This is a genomic window from Nocardia pseudovaccinii NBRC 100343 (assembly GCF_001613225.1).
In the GTDB taxonomy this organism is placed as follows: domain Bacteria; phylum Actinomycetota; class Actinomycetes; order Mycobacteriales; family Mycobacteriaceae; genus Nocardia; species Nocardia pseudovaccinii.
The window spans coordinates 23,983-46,606 of the sequence record NZ_BDBY01000247.1; the positions used below are offsets into that span (position 1 = coordinate 23,983).

At 65.1% G+C, this 22,624-nt stretch carries 22 protein-coding genes and 2 pseudogenes; 12 read left to right on the top strand and 12 right to left on the bottom strand.

The window, feature by feature from the left end; all coding sequences use genetic code 11:
• The first annotated feature begins 39 nt into the window (after positions 1-39).
• The gene (locus NP3_RS30620) at positions 40-1,644 is read left to right on the top strand and encodes a hypothetical protein (RefSeq protein ID WP_157124656.1); all 1,605 of its coding nucleotides are present in this window, start codon (positions 40-42) and stop codon (positions 1,642-1,644) included.
• Entirely contained in the window at positions 1,641-2,072 is a 432-nt protein-coding gene (locus tag NP3_RS30625; RefSeq protein ID WP_063045079.1) for a hypothetical protein, read from the top strand. The genes NP3_RS30620 and NP3_RS30625 overlap by 4 nt, the downstream gene beginning before the upstream one ends.
• 26 nt (positions 2,073-2,098) lie before the next feature.
• Here the strand turns inward: NP3_RS30625 and dapA are convergent, their stop codons facing one another.
• Positions 2,099-2,992, bottom strand: a complete 894-nt coding sequence (dapA, locus tag NP3_RS30630) for a 4-hydroxy-tetrahydrodipicolinate synthase (protein WP_063045080.1) — start codon at positions 2,990-2,992, stop codon at positions 2,099-2,101.
• Positions 2,993-3,064: 72 nt separating this feature from the next.
• On the opposite strand from dapA, the gene NP3_RS30635 reads away from it, so the two are divergent.
• Positions 3,065-3,952 carry a LysR family transcriptional regulator gene (locus NP3_RS30635; RefSeq protein ID WP_063045081.1) on the top strand — a complete coding sequence of 296 codons (888 nt, stop codon included), beginning with the start codon at positions 3,065-3,067 and terminating at the stop codon, positions 3,950-3,952.
• 38 nt (positions 3,953-3,990) lie between these two features.
• Here the strand turns inward: NP3_RS30635 and NP3_RS30640 are convergent, their stop codons facing one another.
• On the bottom strand, positions 3,991-5,481 hold the full coding sequence (locus tag NP3_RS30640; protein ID WP_063045082.1) for a carboxylesterase/lipase family protein: 1,491 nt from the start codon (positions 5,479-5,481) through the stop codon (positions 3,991-3,993).
• A 146-nt stretch (positions 5,482-5,627) separates the two neighbouring features.
• Here NP3_RS30640 and NP3_RS30645 point away from each other — a divergent pair, with 146 nt between their 5' ends.
• The gene (locus tag NP3_RS30645; protein WP_157124657.1) at positions 5,628-7,145 is read left to right on the top strand and encodes an FAD-dependent monooxygenase; all 1,518 of its coding nucleotides are present in this window, start codon (positions 5,628-5,630) and stop codon (positions 7,143-7,145) included.
• A gap of 47 nt (positions 7,146-7,192) precedes the next feature.
• On the opposite strand, the gene NP3_RS30650 is transcribed toward NP3_RS30645, so the two are convergent.
• Complete coding sequence (locus NP3_RS30650) at positions 7,193-7,603, bottom strand: nitroreductase family deazaflavin-dependent oxidoreductase (RefSeq protein WP_063045083.1); 411 nt, start codon at positions 7,601-7,603, stop codon at positions 7,193-7,195.
• A 131-nt stretch (positions 7,604-7,734) separates the two neighbouring features.
• Between NP3_RS30650 and NP3_RS30655 the strand changes: the two genes are divergently transcribed.
• Positions 7,735-8,502: a trans-aconitate 2-methyltransferase gene (locus tag NP3_RS30655; protein WP_063045084.1), complete on the top strand. Its 768-nt coding sequence runs from the start codon at positions 7,735-7,737 to the stop codon at positions 8,500-8,502.
• A gap of 202 nt (positions 8,503-8,704) precedes the next feature.
• On the opposite strand, the gene NP3_RS30660 is transcribed toward NP3_RS30655, so the two are convergent.
• From NP3_RS30660 to NP3_RS30685, 6 genes are all read right to left on the bottom strand, one after another.
• Entirely contained in the window at positions 8,705-9,142 is a 438-nt protein-coding gene (locus NP3_RS30660) for a nuclear transport factor 2 family protein (protein ID WP_063045085.1), read from the bottom strand.
• 94 nt (positions 9,143-9,236) lie between these two features.
• Positions 9,237-10,133: an N-acetylmuramic acid 6-phosphate etherase gene (gene murQ / locus NP3_RS30665; protein WP_245721182.1), complete on the bottom strand. Its 897-nt coding sequence runs from the start codon at positions 10,131-10,133 to the stop codon at positions 9,237-9,239.
• 16 nt (positions 10,134-10,149) lie between these two features.
• Positions 10,150-11,013, bottom strand: coding sequence for a MurR/RpiR family transcriptional regulator (locus NP3_RS30670; RefSeq protein WP_063045086.1), 864 nt, complete (start codon positions 11,011-11,013; stop codon positions 10,150-10,152).
• A gap of 3 nt (positions 11,014-11,016) precedes the next feature.
• Positions 11,017-12,177, bottom strand: coding sequence for an anhydro-N-acetylmuramic acid kinase (locus NP3_RS30675; protein ID WP_063045087.1), 1,161 nt, complete (start codon positions 12,175-12,177; stop codon positions 11,017-11,019).
• Positions 12,177-13,706, bottom strand: a complete 1,530-nt coding sequence (locus NP3_RS30680) for a sodium:solute symporter (protein WP_063045088.1) — start codon at positions 13,704-13,706, stop codon at positions 12,177-12,179. The genes NP3_RS30675 and NP3_RS30680 overlap by 1 nt, the downstream gene beginning before the upstream one ends.
• A 63-nt stretch (positions 13,707-13,769) precedes the next feature.
• Positions 13,770-14,699: an N-acetylglucosamine kinase gene (locus NP3_RS30685; RefSeq protein WP_063045089.1), complete on the bottom strand. Its 930-nt coding sequence runs from the start codon at positions 14,697-14,699 to the stop codon at positions 13,770-13,772.
• A gap of 58 nt (positions 14,700-14,757) precedes the next feature.
• On the opposite strand from NP3_RS30685, the gene NP3_RS30690 reads away from it, so the two are divergent.
• Positions 14,758-15,258, top strand: a complete 501-nt coding sequence (locus NP3_RS30690) for a DnaJ family domain-containing protein (RefSeq protein ID WP_063045090.1) — start codon at positions 14,758-14,760, stop codon at positions 15,256-15,258.
• Between the two features lie 29 nt (positions 15,259-15,287).
• Here NP3_RS30690 and NP3_RS30695 read toward each other — a convergent pair whose 3' ends face one another.
• Positions 15,288-15,947 carry an RraA family protein gene (locus NP3_RS30695; RefSeq protein ID WP_063045091.1) on the bottom strand — a complete coding sequence of 220 codons (660 nt, stop codon included), beginning with the start codon at positions 15,945-15,947 and terminating at the stop codon, positions 15,288-15,290.
• A gap of 149 nt (positions 15,948-16,096) precedes the next feature.
• On the opposite strand from NP3_RS30695, the gene NP3_RS47130 reads away from it, so the two are divergent.
• From NP3_RS47130 to NP3_RS30710, 3 genes are all read left to right on the top strand, one after another.
• Entirely contained in the window at positions 16,097-16,744 is a 648-nt protein-coding gene (locus NP3_RS47130) for a cupin domain-containing protein (RefSeq protein ID WP_157124658.1), read from the top strand.
• A 42-nt stretch (positions 16,745-16,786) separates the two neighbouring features.
• A complete protein-coding gene (locus NP3_RS30705; protein WP_063045103.1) occupies positions 16,787-17,194 on the top strand; it encodes a TIGR03668 family PPOX class F420-dependent oxidoreductase in 408 nt (135 codons plus the stop codon).
• A 98-nt stretch (positions 17,195-17,292) separates the two neighbouring features.
• Positions 17,293-18,123 (top strand): mycofactocin-coupled SDR family oxidoreductase, encoded by an 831-nt coding sequence (locus NP3_RS30710; RefSeq protein WP_063045093.1) that lies wholly within the window; start codon positions 17,293-17,295, stop codon positions 18,121-18,123.
• Positions 18,124-18,125: 2 nt separating this feature from the next.
• On the opposite strand, the gene NP3_RS48330 is transcribed toward NP3_RS30710, so the two are convergent.
• On the bottom strand, positions 18,126-18,359 hold the full coding sequence (locus tag NP3_RS48330; protein ID WP_157124659.1) for a hypothetical protein: 234 nt from the start codon (positions 18,357-18,359) through the stop codon (positions 18,126-18,128).
• Between the two features lie 370 nt (positions 18,360-18,729).
• Here NP3_RS48330 and NP3_RS30715 point away from each other — a divergent pair, with 370 nt between their 5' ends.
• Positions 18,730-18,939, top strand: coding sequence for a TOBE domain-containing protein (locus NP3_RS30715; RefSeq protein WP_040690806.1), 210 nt, complete (start codon positions 18,730-18,732; stop codon positions 18,937-18,939).
• Positions 18,940-18,975: 36 nt separating this feature from the next.
• On the opposite strand, the pseudogene NP3_RS30720 reads toward NP3_RS30715, so the two are convergent.
• Positions 18,976-19,565, bottom strand: a pseudogene (locus NP3_RS30720) (TetR/AcrR family transcriptional regulator C-terminal domain-containing protein).
• Positions 19,566-19,578: 13 nt separating this feature from the next.
• Between NP3_RS30720 and NP3_RS30725 the strand changes: the two are divergent.
• Together NP3_RS30725 and NP3_RS30730 are read left to right on the top strand one after the other, a co-directional pair.
• Positions 19,579-20,439, top strand: a pseudogene (locus NP3_RS30725) (FAD-dependent monooxygenase); the annotation flags it as partial.
• A 362-nt stretch (positions 20,440-20,801) separates the two neighbouring features.
• Positions 20,802-22,624, top strand: a 1,823-nt coding sequence (locus NP3_RS30730) for an arylsulfatase (RefSeq protein ID WP_063045095.1), incomplete at its 3' end; no start/stop codon positions are given.

Here is a 22,624-nt window from a genome sequence, read left to right on the forward strand (position 1 = left end):
CCCGATACAGCGCCGAGCTCGTAGGCCCGGGGTCGGAGGATGAGCACAGTATCTGCCCTGCGGGCAGCGTTGGACCTTATCGATAGCCTGATCTTCGACAGTCGCGCACCGGCCCTGCCATTCGCTGGCTTGCCGCGCGCGATCGAGATCGCACTGATGCCTCCCTCTCCCGGTGGCTCGCCGAGGAGCATCACCGAGCGGGCGGGCGACTATAAGGTCGCCTCGGATGCCTATGGCGGCTCCTCCGCGGATTTGACCACCGTCGCAAACGGATCGCTCCCTACCGCCTGGCGTGGAGCGTCCGCAGAGACTGCCGCGGAAGCTGTTCGGGCGCTCGCGTCTCAATCAGAAGCAGGCTCGGCAGCCTTTCTCGGCGGGGCCATCGCGTTGAATGTCTTTTCCGAGAAGCTGGGCCAGGCACAGCAGACCGATGAACGGGGCATCGAACTGCTGAAGCAGGCCAAAACTACGGCGCTTTCACTCGGCGGCTCGGGGATCAACTGGTTCGAGATTCGCCATCAGGCGGCGCAAGGCTGCCATGATCGCCTCACCGCCGCCAAACTCCGTGATGACGCAGCAACCGATGCGGTGAGCGCGCTCGAGCAGTTTGCCGCACAGGCCAGGGCGAGGCGGATCAACTCACCCGGCATCGATCCATTGTCGACGGTAGTTCTGGCATATGCCGGAGATTACGGCTCTACGTCGAATCCCCTCCTGAGCATTCTCACCCCGACAGCTTTGGCGCGGGCCTCACAACTACTGAACAACATGTCGGAGACGGATCGCAAGGAATTCGAGAAAATGCTGGGCGACGCCAAATCCCCACAGGAGGCCGCATACATTTGGAAAGCATTGGCAGCGGGATACTCGTTGGCCGACGTGCAGTCGTTCGGCAAATTGATACACCCGCACGGCGATGATCCCCATTGGCTTTCCGACCACCTGAACCCGCAGGTCGATACCATGAATACAAAATTGGGAGACGGCGGTGAACATATATTGGGGTACAACGGCAAGTCCACCTATCTGACACCGGCAAAGGAGAAGGGGATGGTGTACGTCAACAACTTATACGGGCAAAACAAGGGCAACTGTGTTGCCGCTTCCACCGTCGTCGCACGAGCCGCCAATGACCCGGTATTCATGCTCGGTTTGACGACCGGCCAGGGTCCGGCCGCGGTAGCGGGCGCGGCGCCGGGCGACGATTCTTCTACCGCGTTCCGCGACCGGTTGGTACATGTCTATAACACGACCGACGCCACCTTGGACAATACCCCCGAGGGCAGGGCGAAACTGTTCACCACCGAACTCCAGCCGTCAACCGGCGACACTTACACCGTTACGACAGTTCCTGACGGTTCCCCTGCTCAGGAGGCGGCGACGCGGCAGGCCATGTTGCCCGAGATCGAGACGTCGGTAAACGAGGGCAAACCGGTTCCGATCAGCATAGTCGCGGACAATAATGATGCGCACGAATTGGTGATCATGGCAGCGAAAGATGACAAGCTGGAAGTTTATAACCCTTGGGGTTTCACAGAATGGGTCACTAAGCAGCAATTCATCGACGGTGAGCTGGGCGCGGTAACGGACACCGAACCGGAAAAGGGTATGAGCGATGCCTACGATGCCGGGCTGCCAGAATGAGTGGCCCGAGGATTCGTCGCGATGAGGTGTTGGGTGAGATCGACATCGAGGCGGCGATCGCTGCTGGCATGGCCGAACCTGACGAAGCACGCTCGGCCCTGTTCAGTGCGGCGGCTGTAGCGGCAGCGCTGCGTGCCGATGAACTCGAGGTCGCCCCATACCCTCTCGAATTCCTGGCCGGCTGTGTGCGGGCAGTCGGTTTGCAGGGTGCATTGGAGCTACCTGAACCGCTGATCGGCGAGCAGCCGACCGAGTTGGTCCGCGGATGGATGTCGGCCGCCCGGCTGCCGCGCAACCCCGATGCCCTCCGCGACCAACTATTCGCCAGATGGCTGGACGCTGTCGCTGTGGTGCTCACCGCGCGTCGGCATGTCCGAGCGACAACCGGCGCACAGAAGTTCAGTCGCGGGGACCACGGAGCGGTCTGATCCATACCACCCGCTGACCGAGTTGGTCAGGCGGATGTGGTTGTGGGGAGCTGGGTTAGGGCTTCGAGGGCGGCAGTGGTTGCTTCGGATGAGGCGGGGAGGAGGGGGAGGCGGACGGTGGGGGTGGGGATGCGGCCTTGGGCGGCCAGGGCGGATTTGATGACTACCGGGTTGGGTTCGGCGAACAGAGCTGCAGAGAGAGGGGTGAGTCGGTGGGTGAGGGTGCGGGCTTCTTGGATGGGGCCGTTGCGCCAGAGGTGGATCAGGGTGGCGAAGGCGGAGGTGGCCAGGTGGGCGCTGGCGAGGATGGCGCCGGGAGCACCGAGGGCCAGCAGTGGGGCGGCGTGCAGGTCGTCACCGGCCAGGACAGTGACGTCGGGCGGGAGGGTGGCCATGAAAGTGGTTGTGGTGTCGTCGATGCCGCCGACGGCGTGTTTGAAGCCGATGATGTTCGGGATGCGGGCGAGTTCGTGGAGGGTGTCGGGGCCGAGGGTGCGGCCGGTGCGGTAGGGGATGTTGTAGACGACGAGGGGGACCGGGCTGGTGGCGGCCAAGCGCCGGAAGTGGGCGAGCACGCCCGCTTCCGAGGGCCGGGTGTAGTAGGGGACGACGGTGAGTGCGGCGGTGACAGTGGACCCGAGGGCAGCGAGCGCCTCGGCCGAATCCGCGGTGGAGTTCGTGCCCGCTCCGGCGATCAAGGGGGCGTTGCGTTCTCGGCAGACAGACCCACAGATATCGAGGACGCGGTGGCGTTCTTCGGGGCTCAAGGTGGCGGTTTCGGCGGTGGTGCCGAGAGCGACGACGCCGGTTGCGCCGTCGTCGAGTACCTCGTGGGCCAGGCCCGCCAGTGCGTCGGTGGCCAGGTCACCGCTGGCGGCGAATGGCGTGATCAGAGGGACGAAGAGGCCGGTGAGCATCATGGTTTCCAGACTGACCCGCGGCGATACTTCAGGTCCAGTTCACGTTTCTTCCGTTGAGCATAAGCTGAACTGATGCTCGATGTTCGAAAGCTGCGCCTGCTGCGCGAACTGGCCCATCGCAAGACGATCGCTGCGGTCGCGGAGGCGATGAGCTACACGCCGTCGGCGGTCTCCCAGCAGTTGACCGCATTGGAGCGGGAGGCAGGCGTACCGCTGCTCGAACGGACCGGGCGACGCGTCACTCTCACCCCCGCCGCACTCACCCTGGTCGAACACGCGGAGACGATCCTTGCGGCCCTCGAACAGGCCACCGCCGACCTCGCCGCCTCCCGCGCGGCACTCACCGGAACGCTGCGCATCGGCGCGTTCCCGACGGCGGTCGCCACAATCCTGTCCCCGGCATCGGTCGCACTGAGCCGCGACCATCCGCGACTGGAATTGCTTGTGACAGAACTGGATCCGGCCACCGTCCCGGACGCACTGCGCACGGACACCCTGGACATCGCGCTGGTCCAGGAGTACGACTATGTACCCGCCGAACCCGATCCCGCGCTGGACACCGAGCCGCTCCTCGAGGAGACCATCTACCTGGCCGCCCCGACCGCCACACCGCTCGAAGACCACCGCGACGCCTCCTGGATCGTCGGCACCCCCGGCACGCTCTGTCACACCATGGCGATCCGGGCCTGCCAGGCAGCCGGATTCACCCCGAGGGTCCGCCATCACGTGGACGATTTCAGTACCGTCCTCGCACTGGTCGCGGCAGGCCAGGGTGTCGCCCTCGTCCCCGGACTCGGCGCACTCACCCCACCACCCAACGTGGTGCTCACCGCCTTACCCACCCGACGCAAAACCCACTTGGCCTACCGGCGCGGCACCGGCCGACACCCAGCAGTAGCCGCGGCCCGCGCCGCCCTACGCGCCTCCGCCACAACGATTTCCAGCGCACTCGACAAGTAGGAGCCAGTGGCCGCAGTGCTCGACCCACGTGATATCCGCTAAGCGACCGACTTCCGAAGCGCCGCCAATTCGTCCCCGCGCGGATCACTCACGACACCCGACTCCGGACTGTCGAAGATCTGCACCCGCCGCGAATCCTCCTCGAAGCGCGCCCACCCCGGATCACCGGACTCGGCGAAAGCCACCCACGCCGAATGGATCTCATCGGCGAGCGGCTGCGGCGGATTAGGCCCGGTCAAGGTGTGCGCGCCCGCGAGTGCGTCGAAGACGAACGGCACCTCCAAGACGTGACAGGCACCGAGTCCCTCGATGCCGGATGACCACGCGAACTCATAGGCGAAGCTCGGCGCACCCGCGGCGGCGTTCGACTGCGCGATCCGCAGGGTGTCCGAGCGGAAGGCCCGATCGGTAATGATCGCGGCGAAGACATCCGCCGCCGTGGCCCGCGGACGATTCGCACCATAGATATCCCCGAGCGCGGGATCGAGTCCATAGCGGGTGAGAACGAAAGGCAAAGTGTCCACAGTGATTCCGGCGGCGATACCGGTCGGAACCGTGAAGAACCGGAACTCCTCGGCGGTGCATCCCGCAATGAGCGGGACAGCCCGCTCTGGTTGTGCGGCAAGCACTTTGACGGGTTGACCTTCGACAACCTCACCATCGATCACCGGAAGCAGACTCATGATCCCCATCCCATTGGCGATAATCGACGATCCCCATCGCGCCGGATCCGGATCGTTCATCAGCGCGAGCGCGAGCGCGTCCTGCGCCGCGCGCAATTCATCGGGCCCGAGTTCACCGAAATCCGCCGCGGTGGGGCTGACTCCGATACTCGTGGCCAATTCTCCGGCGAGTTTGCGCGCGTCCTCGACGGCCACCGCGGCGGATCCGTTGCCGCTCTGCATGATCGCCTGCCGGAACAACCCGCGCGAAAGCGGCGAGGCCATCAGCGTCGCCACACTCATTCCGCCCGCCGACTCACCGAATACGGTGACCCGGTCCGGATCCCCACCGAAGGCCGCGATGTTCTCCTGCACCCACCGCAGCGCGAACAGCTGGTCGTGTAATCCACGGTTGAGCGGTGCATCCGGCACCGCCGCGAAGCCGGATATGCCGAGCCGGTAGTTGATCGAGACCAGCACGACCCCGTCGCGCGCGAACGCCGCACCGTCGTAGATCGCCCTGGCATTGGATCCCCGGGTGAATGCGCCGCCATGAATCCACACCATGACCGGCAGTCCGGAACCGCCCGCATCCGGTGTCCACACATTGACATTCAGGTATTCGTCGCCCGGTATCCCGTCACTGCCGATCAGGGCGTGGATCGGCGGGGGATAGGGGGTCTGCACGCAAGTCGCGCCGTGGGTGAGCGCATCACGAACCCCCTGCCACTCCGGCACCCGTTCCGGCAGCCGGAAGCGCGCTGCCCCGACCGGCGCCGCCGCGTACGGCACTCCGAGAAATGCACTGACCCCGGCGGTCGTCCGGCCGCGAATCTTGCCGCCGGTGACGGAAACAATCGGTTCCATGAGTCTCCTTCGCTCGACTCGATTCTCTACGCAGCACCCGGCCCTGGACCACAGTTTCGAGCACCTCGCAGAACTTCCGGCGCGATGCAAGGCGCGTGCAAGGCGATGTAAGCCCGCCGCAACCGCCCATCGGCAGAGTCGAGTTCATGAACGAGACATTCGATGTGATCGTCGCCGGTGCCGGACCGGTCGGACTGATGCTGGCCTGCGAACTTCGCCTCGGCGGCACCGAAGTGCTGGTGGTCGAGCGGCTGACCGAACCCGATGTGACCATCAAGGCCGCTGCGATCAATGTGCCGACGGCGCAGGCCTTCTACCGTCGTGGCATGCTGCCCGACCTGCTCGAGCAGCAGGACGCGACGGTGCAGCGCATCCGCGCAGCGGGCATGGTCCCGAAGGCCTCGGGCCAACGCCTGCCGATCGCCGGGCATTTCGCGGGCATCGTGCTCCGCGCGGACGAAATCGATTTCGACGACCCGGTTTTCGCCGAACTCGGCCCCGGCGCCGAGGCGGTGCTGGTGGCCCAGCAGGCCATCGAGGCGATCCTGACCAGGCGCGCCACCGAACTCGGGATCGAGATCAGGCGCGGTGCGGAGTTGACCGATTTCAACGACAGCGGAACCGCTGTCACCGTCCACCTCGGTGACAGCACCGTCCACGCGGATTGGCTCGTCGGCTGCGATGGCGGCCACAGCACAGTCCGCAAGCTAGGTGGATTCGACTTCCCTGGACTGGCCCCTGAGATCACCGGCCATCAGGGGGTCGTCGACATGACCGGCGCGGAGGGCTTACGGCCGGGTTGGAACACCACCCAGACCGGGATCTATACCAATGGTCCGACACCGGGCCGGATCGTGACCGTGGAACTCGACGGGCCGCCCGCCGATCGGGCAACGCCGGTCACCGCGGCCGAATTGCAGGCCAGCCTCCGCGCGGTGTCGGGCGTGCCGGTCGAGATCACCGCCGTGCATTCGGCAACGCGGTTCACCGACAACACCCGCCAGGTCACCGACTATCGCAAGGGCCGGGTGCTGCTCGCCGGCGATGCGGCCCATGTGCATTCGCCGTTCGGCGGGCAGGGCCTCAATCTCGGCATCGGCGACGCGGTCAACCTCGGTTGGAAATTGGCGGCGGTGGTGCGCGGCGATGCGAGCCGAACCCTGCTCGACACCTACACCGCTGAACGTCATCCCGTCGGCGCATGGGTGCTGAAGTGGACCCGCGCACAGGTCGCGCTGATGCGACTCGACCAGCGCAGCAAGGCATTACGCGAGGTAGTGACCGATCTGCTCGGCACCCGCGACGGCAGCACCGCGATCTTCAAGAGGATCGCGGGTGTGCTGCACCGCTACGACCTCGGCGGTGACCACCACCTGATCGGCGCGGTCGCGCCGGATATCGAACTGTCCGACGGCAGTCGGCTCGGTGCGCATTGCGCCGATGGCCAGGCAATCCTGTTGGATCTGGCCGATTCCGCTGAGCTGCGGACGATCACCGCACCGTGGTCGGATCGGGTGCGCGTGGTGACCGCGAAACCCGTTGCACCACGCGATCTTTCCGCGATGCTGATTCGACCGGACGGCTACGTCGCCTGGGCCGCGGATTCCGGCGAGCGCGATGGACTTGCCGAGGCTCTGCGGCGCTGGTTCGGCGACAGATCCTGATCGGCGTCCCAGCCCGGACATCGTGGACCGGGCTGGCACGTCGATCGTCAGGCCTGTTGGCGATACACCGCGACAACCGGAATCACCCGGGAAGTCTTCGCTTGGTACTCACCGAATCCCGGCATGATCTCGACCATCCGCGCATACAGTTCGTCGCGTTCGGCGCCCGTGATCACCTCGGCCTTCGCCGGATAGGTCTCGGTGCCGAGTTCCACGGTGAATTCCGGATTCGCGCGCAGGTTGTGGTACCAGGCCGGATGCTTGTCGGCACCGCCGTTCGAGGCGATGAGCACGATCCGCTCGCCGTCCGGGAGGTAGACCAGCGGGCTGGTGACCTGGCGGCCGGATTTCGCGCCCGTCGTCGTGATCAGCACCATCGCCGCACCGTCGAACATCCCGCCGACCTTGCCCGCATTGGCGCGGAACTCATTGATCACCTGCGCATTGAAGTCGTTCACTGCACTCCCATCGATTGTTTTCCGCACCAACCCACGCGGCGCGCCGGAAATTCCGGCCGCTTCTTGCCGGACCAGCCGATGCAGAATACAGTACGTACGTACGGTTTGGTTGAATCGACTTGGAGCTGCCGATGTGGGATCCCAAGAAGTATCTGGCCTTCGATGACCACCGCTCGCGTCCATTCTTCGAACTACTCGGTCGAATCGGGGCCGAGGATCCGCGCCGTGTCGTCGATCTCGGCTGCGGCCCAGGACATCTCACCGCTTCGCTGGCCGAGCGCTGGCCGGGAGCGGTTGTCGAGGCCTCGGATTCATCGCCTGAAATGGTCGCCGCGGCAAGGAGTCTCGGCATCGACGCACAACTCGGCACAGTGCAGGACTGGCGACCGGCACCGGATACCGATGTCGTGATCAGCAACGCGGTACTGCACTGGGTGCCGACGCACACGATGCTGCTGCCCCAATGGGTGCATGCGTTACCTGCGGGCGCCTGGCTCGCATTCCAGGTGCCCGGCAATTTCGACGCTGCGTCGCACCTCGCGATTCGCGAACTCGCGGGCCGCGACGAATGGCGCGACCGGCTCGCGCCCGCGGGCATCCTGCAGCCGCGTGATGTCCTCGACCCCAGCGGGTATGCCCAGGTGCTCACCCGCGCGGGGTGTGCGGTCGACGCATGGGAAACGACTTACCTGCAACGGCTGTCGGGGGAGGATCCGGTACTCGAATGGGTCACCGGAACCGCCCTGCGTCCTGTCCGCAACGCACTCGACGACACCGCCTGGCAGGAGTTCACCGCACAGTTGGCGCCACTCTTGCGTGCGGCCTACCCGCGCCAGCTCGACGGCACCACCTGGCTGCCGTTCCGACGGGTCTTCGCCGTGGCACACAAGACCGGGTGAGCGCCTGGTTATACTTCCCGGCTATAGCTCAGGCGGCAATCCCTACTTCGGAGAGGTCTGCGATGGTTCCCAGCGTTCTTCCCTGTGCTTGCGGCCCGGACTGTCGGTGCGGTTGCCAGGAGGGCGGCAAGTGCTCGTGCGGAGACAAATGCCAGCACGAATGACGATCGAGGCTCCCGGACTCGGGAGCCTCGATTCGTATTCAGGCGGTGCCCGGCGCGACGAACATGAAGCTCTTCTCCTCGACACGCTGCTTGATCCGCCATCGGCCGCCGACGCGGACGAAGGTGTCGTGATACCAGAGCCCGCACAGCATCAGACTCTGCTGGCCTTCGCCGGTCGCGACCAGCATCGGGTTGTGACACATGGTGCGCCCGGTGGCGCTGTCACCGTCGACGGTGATGGACGAATTGCTGATCAGATGTTGGAACGCAAGGAAGTTCGGCATCACGGTCGCCAGGAACTTCTTGGTGGATTCGAGATCACCGACCGCGCCGCCCATGGCCGAATAGTCGATATGCGCATCCGCGGTGAAAATCTCGTCGAGCAGATCCCACTGTCGGGTGTCGACCGCATGTGAGTACCGGACCATGAGGTCCTCGATCTCCAATCGGTCGGAAATCTCCTGCAGGGACAGCATCGCGCCTCCGAATTGCCGACACATCGTTCCGCCGGGGCGCGGAACTGTGGGTCAGGGTAGCGGTTGGCCGCATGCGGATACGGCGAACGGAATATCAGTCGCGCACCGCGTCGCGCACCCGTCCGTCCGCATCGTGGAGCAGTGCCCGGGCCTCCGACGCGTCGACTCCGGCCAGGCGCATGACGATGGCGGTTTTCACGTGACCATCCGCTGCCTCCAGTAGTGCCGCGGCGGTGGCGGCGTCGGCTCCCGTCGCCTCGGCGATGATGCGGCGGGCACGGTCGACGAGTTTGGCATTGGTGGGCTTCACATCCACCATCAGGTTGCCGTAGACCTTGCCCGCCCGCACCATGGCGGCGGTGGAGAGCATATTGCACACCATCTTCTGTGCCGTGCCCGCCTTCAACCGGGTGGAGCCGGTCAAAACCTCAGGGCCCGTGTCGATTTCGATGCCGACATCGGCGTGTGCGCTGGCTTCGGAATTGCGGTTGCACGAGATCGCGACCGTCGCGGCACCGACCGAGCGGCCATACCGCAGCGCACCGACGGCGTAAGGGGTTCGGCCGCTGGCGGCCAGCGCGACGACGACATCGTCGCCGGTGAGTGCGACAGCGGACAGATCGGCAACGGCCAGCGTGGGATCGTCCTCGGCACCTTCTACGGCCCGAAGGAAGGCGTCCGGTCCGCCCGCGATTATGCCGAGGACCTCGCCGGGATCGGCGCCGAAGGTCGGTGGGCATTCGACCGCGTCGAGCACTCCGAGGCGGCCGCTGGTGCCCGCGCCGATGTAGATCAGTCGACCGCCGCGCCGCCGCGCCGCGACGATCAGCTCGACCGCCCGCACGATCTCCGGAATTGCCTGCGCCACAGCGGAAGCCAAACCCGCATCCTCGGCGTTCATGGTGCGCAGCAGCTCGTCGATCGGCATCGAATCCAGCGCGGTGGTGTGTGGATTCGACGCTTCGGTGGTCAGCGAACCGATTTCGGTCACCGCGGCACCGGGTGATTCATTCGGCCTCCTTGGTTCGGCGATCGGCAACCGCCTCGTAAGTTCGCCGCAGCGCCCTGGCCGCCGACGGCGTGCGTTGCAGGACGCCGACATACAGTGCGTCGACGATGAGGAGCTGACTCATGCGACTAGCCATGGCCGCGGAACGGAATCCGTCCTCGCGTCCGGCCACGAGCACCGTGTGCGCGGCGGCATTCGCGAGTCCGGATCGCGCTCCCGCGGTCACGGCGACCGTGGTCACGCCCGCGTCGGCGGCCCGGCGCACGGCCTCGACGATCGCGGCGGTTTCGCCCGAATGCGAGAACGCGACGGTTACGTCACCGGCCTGGAGCAGGCTGGCCTGAACCAGCGCGTCATCCTCGGACGTGCATGCGCCGCACCACATTCCGATGCGGGTCAGCTTCTGCGCCATATCCATCGCGACGAGTCCGGACGCGCCGATACCCACCAGGTGCACCCGTCGCGCGTCCACCAATGCGTCGACGACGGCCTCCATGGTCGCCGGATCGGCGAGTTCGGCGGTCGCCATCATGCCCTCGGTTTCGAAGGCGGTGAGTTTGTGCAGCACCTTCGACAATGCGTCGTCGGCGTCGATATCGGTGGCGAATACCGGCGAGCTGTCATCGCCGCCGACCGCGGCCATTGCGAGCCGCAGCTGCGGATAGCCTTCGTAGCCGAGGGTTTTCGCCAGCCGGACGACCGCGGAGGTGCTGGTCGCCGACCGGTCGGCGAGTTGGCTCACGGTGAGCTGTGCGGCGGCGGCCGGGTCGTGCCGGATCACCTGCGCGACGCGCAGTGCGGTCGGGGTGAGTCGTGGCAGTGCCGCCAGCAGGCGAGTGCGTACGTCATCAACCTCGGGCATGGTTCACCTCGTCACCGTGAGTCGTCGGGGCATGGCGGTCGGCACACTGGGCAGCGCGAATCCGCCCGCACCAGGGGTGATCGAACCGAGCACCGCCGCGCGACTCGCTCCCGTACAGGCGGGACGGCTACCCGCCAGACCGTGCGCGGTGAGGAAGCCGAGCACCGCGAACGCGGTTGCCTCCTTCGCCGCCGACGGTAGGCCGAGTTCGTCGGACGTGCGCAACTTCGTGGTACCGAGATGTGCACCGAGCATTGCCATCAGGGTGGGATTGCGTGTCCCACCGCCCGATGCGATGACCTCGGTCGGGCGCAGCGGTGCGAGGGCATCGGCAATGGTGCGGGCGGTCAGCGCGGTCACAGTGGCGACAATATCGTCGGGGGAGGCCGAACGGCCGTCCAACACGCGCTCCAGGTAGGTGCGGTTGAACTGCTCCTTCCCGGTGGTCTTGGGTGCCGGTGCGCGGTAATAAGGTTCCGCGAGAAGGGTTTCCAGCAGATCGGTATCGATGTCGCCGCGGGCGGCCCGTACTCCCGCACGGTCGAAATGCTCGGCGCCGCCAGTGCACAGTTCGACAGCCGCATCGATGAGGGCGTTGCCGGGGCCGGTGTCGAAGGCGGCCGGTTTGTCTCCGGTGACCGTGACATTCGCGATTCCGCCGATGTTCAGCGCGGCCGCGCGTTCGGGACGTCCCGCCAGCCACAGCAGATCGAACAGTCCCACCAGCGGCGCGCCCTGCCCGCCCGCGGCGATATCGCGCGAACGAAAGTCGCTGACGACCGGTAACCCGGTGCGCTCGGCAATCCACGCAGGCTGCCCCAGTTGCAGCGTGCCTTTCACCGCGCCGTCGCTCACCCAGTGGTAGGCAGTCTGTCCATGTGAGGCGACGAGATCAGCTGTGCCACCGAAGAACTCGCGCTGTGCCGCATCGGCGGCATCGGCGAAGGCTTGGCCGATCGCGGTATCCAGACGGCACACGGTGGCCATATCTATGGCACCGGGTGGCAAGGCGGCGATGAGTTCCGAACGCAGTGCATCTGAATACGGTCGGCTGAGCTGTCCGACGAGATGTACCTGAATCGTCGCGTCCCGAGTTGCGATATCCGCGCCGATGGCATCGATCGCATCGTGCGAGGTCCCCGACATCAACCCGATGACGCGCACTACGCCACCGCCGCAACGGGTTCCGGCTCATCCGGTGCGGACGCCGGATGGCACAGACTTGCGATTGCGCCGACGATCAAGGTGACGAGCACGCCGAACGGCACCAACCACTGTGCCGCGATACCCTTTTCGACCACCTTCCCCGCGACGGTCACATCGATCTTGACCACCCGTACGACGAACGTCATCACGATTACCGTGGCGATGAAGGCGACGATCGCGTCGAACTGGTTGGCGCGCGTGACCAGTCGCCCGAGCAGGAAAGCACCGAGCAGCGCACCGTAGGTGTACCCCGCGATGGTGAGCGCCGTCAGGTATACATTGCCCGTCGTCGCGCTGAAACCCATCGCGAACGCCGCCATGAGCGCCGCCCACACCAGTGTCATCACGCGCGCCAGGCGCAGCAGCGTGTGATCGGTGAGCGTGCGCCGGGAGAAGCTGCGAATGATATCGGCGACCGTCGAATTGGCCATGGAATTCAACGCCGAGGACAGTGAACCCATTGCCGCGCCGAGGATTCCGGCGACCAGCAGTCCGGAGATCACCACCGGCAACCCGTGCAGGATGAAGTTGGGATACAGGCTGTCCGCGCTGGCCAATCCGAGTTCCTTGGCCGACTTGCCGCTGTTGTAGGACCACAGCAGCGCACCGACCAGTGAGAATGCGGCAAACTGGATGGCCACGAAGATGCCCGAACCGATCATCGCCTTCTGACTGTCGCGCAGCGACCGCGTCGCCAGAATGCGCTGCACGATCAGTTGATCCGAGCCGTGCGAGGCCATCGCGAAGATCGCCCCACCGATGATCGCGGTCGGGAGGGCAAAGGTGCTGGTGAGAATGTGGGCGAGACCGAAATCGGTATCGAAGACACCGAACTTGCCCGCATGCAACGCATCCGACCAGCCGGACGCGCCGACGTGACCGGTGAGCACGCAGATCGCGATGAGCGCGCCGGTGAGGTAGAGGCCCATCTGTAGTGCATCGGTCCAGATCACCGCCTTGATGCCACCCAGGTAGGTGTACACGACGGTGAGCAGCGTCAGCGCCACGATGATCGCGTCGTAGCCGAAGTCGAGTCCTAATTCGCTGAGCAGCAACTTGATGGGAATGGCGGAGGCGAACAGTCGCACGCCCTCGGCGAGCAGCCGGGTGAACACGAAGGTCACCGCGGCCACGCCCTGCAGATAGCGACCGAAGCGCAGCTCGAGGTACTGATATGCGCTGACGAACCCCCCGCGCTTGTAGAGCGGGATCAGCACGATCGCCACGACCGTGCGTCCGATGATGTACCCGATGGCCAGTTCGACATTTCCGAAGGCCTGATCGGTGTACGCTCCGCCCGGAATCGAGATGACGGTGAGCACACTGGTTTCGGTGGCCACCACCGAGAAACACACCGTCCACCACGGCATTCGGCCCTCACCGACGAAATAGTCGTTGCTGGACTTCTGTTTTCCGGACAACCGCAGGCCGATCCACGCGACGGTGACGAGATAGACGACGATGACGGCGAGATCGAGTGCGTTCAACGCAGCTCCCCGGTGACGCGATGGACTGAATGCAACTAAGTGTCAGATGTGACGAGGTCTCTGTCAATAAGTGTCAGAGATTCGAGTGACCAGCGCTTCGAGCGCGGTGGTCGGGTCGAGGGCGAGGAGCGCGGCACCGTCGATCGGGTCGCCGAGCGGATCGCGACGGTCGATCGCGTGCACGATCTGGTTGTCGAGCGGCTCGAGAAGTGGTGCGCCGAGCTTGGCCAGGCCGCCGGTGATGGCGTAGGGGACCGGTGGGCGAATTCCGGATCGTTCGATCACGGCAAGGACGGTGCGAGCGAGTGCACGTGCGGCGGCCGCCATGATCGCGGCCGCGGTATCGTCGACGGCAGCGGCGACGACGGGCGCGAATCCGGCGGCTACAAGAGCTGGATTATCGTGTTCGCCAAGGTATTTCGGCAATGCATCCAGTTCGATGCCGTAGTGTTCACGGACCCGCTCGGTCAGGATGGTGCGTGGCCCGCGGCCGTCATGGGCACGCAGTGCGGCACGCAGACCTTCGAGGCCGATCCAGCCGCCACTGCCTTCATCGCCGAGTTGCGGCCCCCAGCCGTCGACCCGAGTGCACCGGCCCGCCTCGTCGACGGCCATCGCGACGGCTCCGGTTCCGATTGCCAGCACGACTCCGGGCGATCCGCCCAGCGCCCCGGCATGTGCGGTGACGGCGTCGGAAGTCACGGCGACCACGGCCGCGCCCGAAACCTCGGCCAGCTTCCGCGCGAGTGCCGCGGCCGCGGCCGGTGCCGATGCGGCGCCCGCCGCACCCACCGAGAGCGTGAACGTTGTCGGTAGCGCCACGATCTGATCGATCACCGCGCGGATCGCTCGCTCCGCCGCATCGACACCCGCACTGTCCGCCAGCCCCGGCGCGCCCGGCGCTTCCGCATATCCCACCTGCCCTCCATCGATGCGCAGCGAACCGCGACATCCGGTCTTGCCGAGATCGATCGCGAGGACATGGCTGGTCATGGGAATATCTTTACCGTCCGTAGACTGGAGTTATGGACGTTCCGTCGAAGCTGTGGCCATGACCGAGCGCAAACCCCTCGGTGTCACCTTCGAATCGTGGATCGACAAACAGGTCCGCGAGGCCACCGAACGCGGCGAATTCGAGAACCTCCGTGGCACGGGCAAACCGATCCCGAGCTCCGTCGACGATGAGAACTGGTGGTTGCAGAACTACCTGCGCCGCGAGGGCGTGCGTGGCGACGGCCTGCTGCCGCCGTCGCTCATATTGCGTCGCGATATCGAGGAACTTCCGGAAACGGTGCGGGATATGACCTCCGAACGCGAGGTCCGCAAAACGGTATCGGAGTTGAACGAGCGCGTCGTCGAGTGGTTGCGAATGCCGCACGGGCCATTTGTACCGGTCGGACCGGTGAACACCGAGGAGATCGTCACGCAGTGGCGCGCCGACCGTGCGGCCACACGTCGAGTGGCTCAGCGCGGGTCGAGCGTGTCGAGTCCTCGGCCCGCGCCTGCCGAATCCCGTTGGTGGCACCGGATCCTGCGCCGCCGTCCACGCTGATCTGCCTGCAGCGCAAGGCGTTTCGGGGGTCAGGACAGAAAGCGCAATGTCGACGGTTCATCGCGATTCAGGGCCGCGGTGTGCTCGGCGAGGTTGAGACCATCGCTGAGTGTCGATCCGGTATCGAGGAGCGCGACCAGTTCGGCCTCCGCGTCCTTGACCGCAGCCGCCGCATCGAGGAGCCAGTCGATGCGGTCGGGTTCGACGACGATGACGCCTTCCTCGTCGGCGAGGATCAGGTCACCCGGGGATACCTCGACGCCACCGCAGGTCACCGGAATCTGCAGCTCGCCGAGCTGTGCGGTGGTGCCCGCCATGGGCGTGACGAAGCGGCTGTACACCGGCAGCGCACAATCTCGGACATAGCCGATATCGCGATACCCGCCGTCGACGATGATGCCGCCGAGATTGCGCACCAGCGCGCCGCGCGCGAATAGTTCTCCGGCGAGCGCGATTTCGGCACCACCGCCATCGACGACAATGACGTCGCCGGGCGCGGCGGTCTCGACGGCGCGCAGCACGGCGAGGAAGTCGCCGCGACAGCGCACAGTGAAGGCGGGCCCGAGGATCCGCGGCTGAGCCGAACGAAGGCGAATGGCGCTGTCCAGCACCCGAATCGACTTATCGGCATCGCAGATCGCGGTCGTATCGACGGCCCGGAACTTCTGGACGAGCTGGTCGGTCGGCATCGATGACGCCCCCTTCGTAACTCGAATGACGGGATCAATTCGCATCGTACGGTCGAACAGCGCGCGGACCAATCGTGACCATGCGATGGGCGGGGCGGGGCGAGTTGATCTTGCCAGATATCCAGCAAACTGTTGGCACACTCCGTATGATGCGTCAAGAATTCGGTTTGCCCTGCTGCGATGACGTCCAGGAGGTCATGCGCGTGGAAGACAACCGATACCTGGCCGAGGCCGAAGACGAAACGGCGCGCGAAATGCGCCGCAGAATCGCGCTGGCGCTACCCGCACTGGGGCTGGCGCTACCCGTGGTCTGGAAGGGCTCGAACGGTGACGCGGCTGTGGCGTCGACCGTCGAGTTCCCGGCCATCCGAGACCGGTCCCCGGGTCCGGGCACCACGATTCACGGCATGGCCGACCTGAACTGGCAGCCCGCTCCCGGCGCACCACCGCAGAGCTTCGAAACCGCCGACGTGCTCGGTTCCTATCGAGCCCCCGGCTTCTACGCGAGCTTTGCCCGCTGGCACCCCGGCTGGATGAGCGCCCCGCATGCCTACACCTTCGACCGCCACGCGGTCATGCTCTCGGGCATCTGGACCGTCGGTGCGGGCGCCACCATCGACCTGACCACGACTCTGCCCATGTACCCGGGCGAATTCGCCACGCGCACAGCGGGTACGCCACACTACGACGGCACTTTGCACGACAGCCCGGAGCCCGCGGTCTTCATCCTGTTCGGAATCGGCCCTGCCATACCGATCGCCGTGGACCCCGCGCGGCCGCTGTTCGTCCGCGTCTAGTCGCCGAACAGGTGAGAATCGTAATGTGGGGGTGTGGTGCGACTGAGTGCGAAAGTGGCGCGGGAACGGTTCGTGGCAGAACCCGTAGCCAGACTCGCCACCGTATCCACCGACCTGCGCCCACACATCGTGCCGATCGTATTCGCGGTCACCGACGACACCATCTACAGCGCCGTCGACGCGAAACCCAAGACGACAACCGCCTTACGCCGCTTAGCGAATATCGCCGCCAACCCCGCCGTAGCCGTACTCACCGACCGCTACAGCGACGACTGGACGCACCTGTGGTGGGCCAGGGCCGACGGCGCCGCACGAATCCTCGACGACTTCGAAGCCCAGCAGGCCCTGGACCTGCTGACCGCACGCTATCCCGTGTACCGCGCCCAGCCGCCACCCGGTCCGGTGCTCGCCGTCGACGTCACCCGCTGGTCGGGCTGGTCCGCGAGCTAACTTCGCGGCGTGGTCCGCGGCTGTCGCAAGTCCTCTTTCGAATGCGCGGATGCTACTGGTCGTGACAGCATGGGCGGACCAGTCGAAAGGGGACGCGCGTGGGGCAGTTGGAGGGCAGGGTCGCGGTGATCACCGGCGGCGCTCGCGGTCAAGGGCGTTCGCATGCGGTCACTTTGGCGGCCGAAGGCGCCGACATCGTGCTGTGTGACATCAGCGAATCTATCGGCAGTGTGCCGTATCCGCTGAGTTCCGAAGACGATCTCGACCAGACCGTCAAACTCGTCGAGGAGACCGGGCGGCGTTGCGTCGCGGTGCAGGCCGATGTGCGCAGCCGCTCGGCGATGGACGGGTTGGCCGAACGAGCCATCGCCGAGTTCGGTCGGATCGACATCCTGCTCGCCAATGCGGGTATCGCCTCCGGGGCGGCCGTCGCCGAGATGGACGAACAGATGTGGCAGGACATGATCGATGTCAACCTCACCGGCGTTTTCCACAGTTTTCGCGCGGTCTTGCCGCATATGATCGAACGCCGGTGGGGCAGAATCGTTGCCACCTCGTCCATCGTCGGCCGCATGGGAGCGGCGAACTCCGGCCACTACGCGGCGGCGAAATGGGGTGTCATCGGTTTGGTGAAATCGCTTGCACACGAAGTAATTTCGCACGGCATCACCGTCAACGCGGTGCTACCGGCCGGTGTGCGCACCGATATGATCATGAACCCGGCGATGTATTCGGCGATGGTGCCCGATATCGAGAATCCAACCCTCGAGGATGTGGAGGCGATGTTCGCCGCCGGTCCGCCGAATGGCGATCTGATTGCATCGCAAGAGGTTTCCCAAGCGATCCTGCTTTTGGTCGGCGAATCCGGACGTCACTTCAACGGCGAAGCGATCACCATCTCCGGCGGCATGAGCGCGGGCACCACCTGAGGCTAGAACCCGACAGTGTTGAGAATCGCCAGCACGAACGGTGCGGCGACAACGAGCACCCCGATAACCACCAGCGCCGCAATCACATTCGCGATACGCCAACCACGCGAGGCGGAATAGCGGCGCGACAGCCGATGCGCATCCGCCGTGGACTGGCGCGCCCAATCCATATGCCGGGCCACGTTCCGATTCGCATTCTGACTCGCCTGCCAAGACGAGAATCCGGGATTTGTCATCGTCGATGTCCTTCCGACACTTCGAGAACCGATGCCACCAACACTATTTCCGCACCGCCACAGCCGAATCCGCCGAAGTACTCATCCACCTACTCATCCGCTCACGTCAGAATCCAGACATCGCCGCCGCACTCGATCGTGACCGTGTGCGGCGTCCCAGGCCACTACGTTGTCCGCATGATGTCCGTGCCATTCGAACCACCACCGCCACCGATAGCCGGATGACGGGGGATGAGCACCCCGTCGGATGCCACCCTCGGCGCAGCATTCGCATCGACACGACCAGTGCATTTTCGTGGGCAAACCAACCTCCGTGCGACGTGGACGAACATCCGATGAATCGGCGCCCGCACTGCGTAGGATCACTGACATGCGACTATCCACACGTAACCAACTCGATGGAACAGTCGTCTCGGTCACCCGCGGCGAAGCGATGGCGGTCGTCCGCGTCCGGCTGGCCGGCGGCGACGAAATCACGTCCTCCATCACCCGCGACGCCGCCGACGACCTCGAGCTCAGCGACGGCTCCCGAGTCACCGTCCTCATCAAATCCACCGAAGTCGCGCTCGGCGTCGACTGAACCTCACTCGTGGCACCCGGACTGCGCTGGCGCGCGTCAGCGCAGCGACGCCACGAGTCGATCTAGTCCGTAGGCGAACTGGACGTCGCGTGGTGTATTTCGCAGGGTCCGCAATCCCGCCGCGACGCGCGGGTATCGTTCTGCGTCGACCTCACCTCGATCTTCACCGCGGTCGGCGTCGGCGATCTGCCTAGCGGCCTGTTCTTCGATCACGAAGCCCAAGACGTAGTACTGCACCGAGAACGCCGCCAACACCGCTTCACTATCGGGCACACCCGAGGCGAGCGCGGCACAGATCCCAACGTATTCGACTGGCGGACAAACGTGCCCGCGAAAACTCGACCACCGTCTCGATGCGACAACAGCGCCGTGCGCAGTCGGTGTGCCAACTCGAGGAGCCGGTCGGTACCCGCAGCACCCACGCCGCTGTCATCCGCCACGCCGGCCAGTAGGTCTTCGGCAAGGGCGTCGATCAATGCGTGTTTGCTTTCGACGTGCCAGTACAGGCCACCGTGATTGACCCCGAGCGAGGATGCGAGTTTGCGCATCGTCAACGCATCCAACCCGTGATCCTCGATGAACGCCCACGCGCCAGCGAGCACGGCAGCTCTGTCGAGACGTGCCATCGCATCCTTTCCACTCAACGCCGTGTTGTTCGCCGCAGCACAGGACGGAATCCATTACCGGTTCGGTGATTGCGTGGCAGCAATCGAAGACAACGGCAATGCGGTCACGGTCACGTTCGAGAGCGGGGCGCGCGAGGACTTCGATCTCGTCGTCGGCGCAGACGGACTGCACTCACGCACCCGGGCGCTGACGTTCGGGGAGGAAAGCGACTTCGTCCACCACTTGGGCTGCTATCAGGCGCATTTCACGACCGACAACTTTCTCGACCTCGATTACTCGGGGCTTCTGCTGAATCGCCCCGGCCGCACAGTCGGTTGCTACAGCGTGCACCAGAACCGCGAGATCGTCGTCGGCCTGTTCTTCGACTCGCCTCCCGTCACTTACGATCGCGCGGACACCGTCGCTCAGCGACAGTGGGTGGCACAGGTTTTCGCCGATATGGGCTGGCGAACCGGCGAACTTCTCGAGGCCATGAACGGCTGCGACGACTTCTACTTCGATCCGATCAGCCAGGTAATGACCGGCGAACCGTACCGCGGTCGGGTAGCCCTCGTCGGCGATGCCGCGTACAGCCCGTCGCTGCTGTCCGGCATGGGAACAACTTTGGCGATAGTCGGTGCCACCGTGCTCGCCGACGAGCTGATATCCAACCCCGGTGATCACCAGCACGCGTTTCGTCGATACCACGCTCGGATCGCGGACATGATCACCCTGAGCCAGGACCTCGCGCGCGCCTCTCGGGGTTGGTTCATCCAACCCGACAACGAGCAGGACGCGCACTCGGCAGACGAAGAATCCACCGTCCTGCGCAGTCGAGCCGTGCACGCCGCAAGTTTCGCCTTTCGGGAGAGTCCCCGGATCCGGGCGATGTAGCCCACAGATTCAGGGCACACTAAGTCAGCGTTGAACTCATGGGCCGGTAACCACGTACAAACTCAACCTGTTCCGAACTCGGTCACCCCTGCCGAACTCGTGACACATCGCGGTGGGCCGCCGTACTCTCTGTACGGAAGGCGTTGATCAGCGAACTTTCCGACATCATGTCCGGGAAAGCACGTCCACGAGACGTCGAATCGAATATCCGTCCCCGTCTCCGCTATCGCCGGAGTTGGGAAGGCACATCCCCACACGACAGCCGCACCGATCGGCGTTCGCGCGTGAACTCGGCATGAGGTCCGGAGCCCGGACAGCAGGACGAACGGCAAACGAACAGCTCTCGCACCGGAGGTGGATTGATGGCCAGGAAGTTCGAGGGGGAGGTCGCGCTCGACATCCGTGATTCAGTTCCCGATTGGGGGCCTTACGCGGAACCGACGGCGCCACGGGGCACGCCGAATGTGCTGTATCTGGTGTGGGACGACATCGGGATCGGGACCTGGGACTGCTACGGCGGTCTGGTCGAGATGCCGAACATGAAGCGAATCGCTGATCGCGGTGTGCAGTTCACGCAGTTCCACACCACCGCCCTGTGCTCGCCCACTCGTGCCTCCTTGATGACCGGCCGCAATGCGACCTCGGTCGGTATGGCGACCATCGAGGAGTTCACCGATGGGTTCCCGAGTATGTGTGGTCGGATACCGGCCGAGACCGCGCTGTGCTCGGAGGTCCTCGCCGAGCGCGGGTGGAACACATACGCGGTCGGCAAATGGCATATGACACCACTGGAAGAGGAGAATATGGCCGCGTCCAAGCGGCATTGGCCGCTGGGGCGTGGGTTCGAGCGGTTCTACGGTTTCCTCGGTGGCGAGGCCGACCAGTGGTATCCGAATCTGGTGTACGACAACCACCCGATCTCGCAGCCGTACCCACCGGAAGACGGATATCACCTGTCGAAGGATCTGGCGGACAAGGCGATCGAGTTCATCCGCGACTCGAAGGTGGTCGCGCCCGACAAGCCGTGGTTCACCTACCTGTGCCCGGGATGCGGGCATGCGCCGCACCACGTGCCGCGGGAATGGGCCGACAAGTACCGCGGCCGATTCGACATGGGCTATGAGAAGTATCGCGGGATCGTGCTGGAGAACCAGAAGCGCATGGGTCTGGTGCCGGAGAACACCGAGCTGTCGCCGATGAACCCGTATGCGAATGTCACCAGTGCCGACGGCAAGCCGTGGCCGATGCTGGACACCGTGCGAGCATGGGATTCGCTGTCGGAGGACGAGAAGCGGCTGTTCCGACGGCAGGCGGAGGTGTTCGCTGGATTCCTGTCCTACACCGACGCCCAGATCGGCCGACTGCTGGACTATCTCGAAGAAAGCGGCCAACTGGACAACACCATCATCGTCGCCTTCTCGGACAACGGCGCCAGCGGCGAGGGCGGCCCGAACGGCACCGCCAACGAGATGAAGTTCTTCAACGGCTACCTCGACACTGTCGAGGACAGCCTGACCAAGCTCGACGAGCTGGGTTCGCCGACCACCTATCCCCACTACAGCATCGGGTGGGCGATGGCGTTCAACACCCCGTACAAGCTGTACAAGCGCTATGCCTCGCACGAAGGCGGCATCGCCGACCCGTGCCTCATGTCGTGGCCCGCCGGGGTAGCGGCCCGTGGCGAGGTGCGCCACCAGTACCTCAATGTCTGCGACATCACCCCGACCGTCTACGACCTGCTCGGCATCACACCGCCGGACACGGTGAAGAACGTGCGGCAGCGTCCCTTGGAAGGGATCAGTTTCCGGGCGCTGTTCGATGACGCGAACGCGGACGTCGGCAAGCACACGCAGTTCTATTCGATGCTGGGCACGCGCGGGATCTGGCATCGCGGGTGGTTCGCCGACACCGTTCACGCGGCATGCCCGTCCGGCTGGGGACATTTCGACCAGGACCGCTGGGAACTGTTCCATATCGAGCAGGACCGCAGCCAGATGCACGACCTGGCCGAGGTTCATCCCGAGAAGCTGGAGGAGCTGAAGGCGCTGTGGTTCTCGGAGGCCGAGAAATACAACGGCATGCCGCTCAACGATCTCGACGTCATCGCCATGATGACCCGCCAACGACCGACGTACGGCTCGCAGCGGGACAGTGCCGTCTACTATCCGGACGTCGCGGAGGTGGG

Coding starts and splice junctions, on each gene's coding strand:
- NP3_RS30660 (WP_063045085.1), bottom strand. CDS start 9,142: ATGCTGTCCCTGCAGGAGATTTCCGACCGATTGGAGATCGAGGACCTC.
- NP3_RS30635 (WP_063045081.1), top strand. CDS start 3,065: ATGCTCGATGTTCGAAAGCTGCGCCTGCTGCGCGAACTGGCCCATCGC.
- NP3_RS30625 (WP_063045079.1), top strand. CDS start 1,641: ATGAGTGGCCCGAGGATTCGTCGCGATGAGGTGTTGGGTGAGATCGAC.
- NP3_RS30695 (WP_063045091.1), bottom strand. CDS start 15,947: ATGCCGACCGACCAGCTCGTCCAGAAGTTCCGGGCCGTCGATACGACC.
- NP3_RS30670 (WP_063045086.1), bottom strand. CDS start 11,013: ATGCCCGAGGTTGATGACGTACGCACTCGCCTGCTGGCGGCACTGCCA.
- NP3_RS48330 (WP_157124659.1), bottom strand. CDS start 18,359: ATGACAAATCCCGGATTCTCGTCTTGGCAGGCGAGTCAGAATGCGAAT.
- NP3_RS30690 (WP_063045090.1), top strand. CDS start 14,758: ATGACCGAGCGCAAACCCCTCGGTGTCACCTTCGAATCGTGGATCGAC.
- NP3_RS30645 (WP_157124657.1), top strand. CDS start 5,628: ATGAACGAGACATTCGATGTGATCGTCGCCGGTGCCGGACCGGTCGGA.
- NP3_RS30685 (WP_063045089.1), bottom strand. CDS start 14,699: ATGACCAGCCATGTCCTCGCGATCGATCTCGGCAAGACCGGATGTCGC.
- dapA (WP_063045080.1), bottom strand. CDS start 2,992: ATGATGCTCACCGGCCTCTTCGTCCCTCTGATCACGCCATTCGCCGCC.
- NP3_RS47130 (WP_157124658.1), top strand. CDS start 16,097: ATGCGTCAAGAATTCGGTTTGCCCTGCTGCGATGACGTCCAGGAGGTC.
- NP3_RS30715 (WP_040690806.1), top strand. CDS start 18,730: ATGCGACTATCCACACGTAACCAACTCGATGGAACAGTCGTCTCGGTC.
- NP3_RS30640 (WP_063045082.1), bottom strand. CDS start 5,481: ATGGAACCGATTGTTTCCGTCACCGGCGGCAAGATTCGCGGCCGGACG.
- NP3_RS30620 (WP_157124656.1), top strand. CDS start 40: ATGAGCACAGTATCTGCCCTGCGGGCAGCGTTGGACCTTATCGATAGC.
- NP3_RS30655 (WP_063045084.1), top strand. CDS start 7,735: ATGTGGGATCCCAAGAAGTATCTGGCCTTCGATGACCACCGCTCGCGT.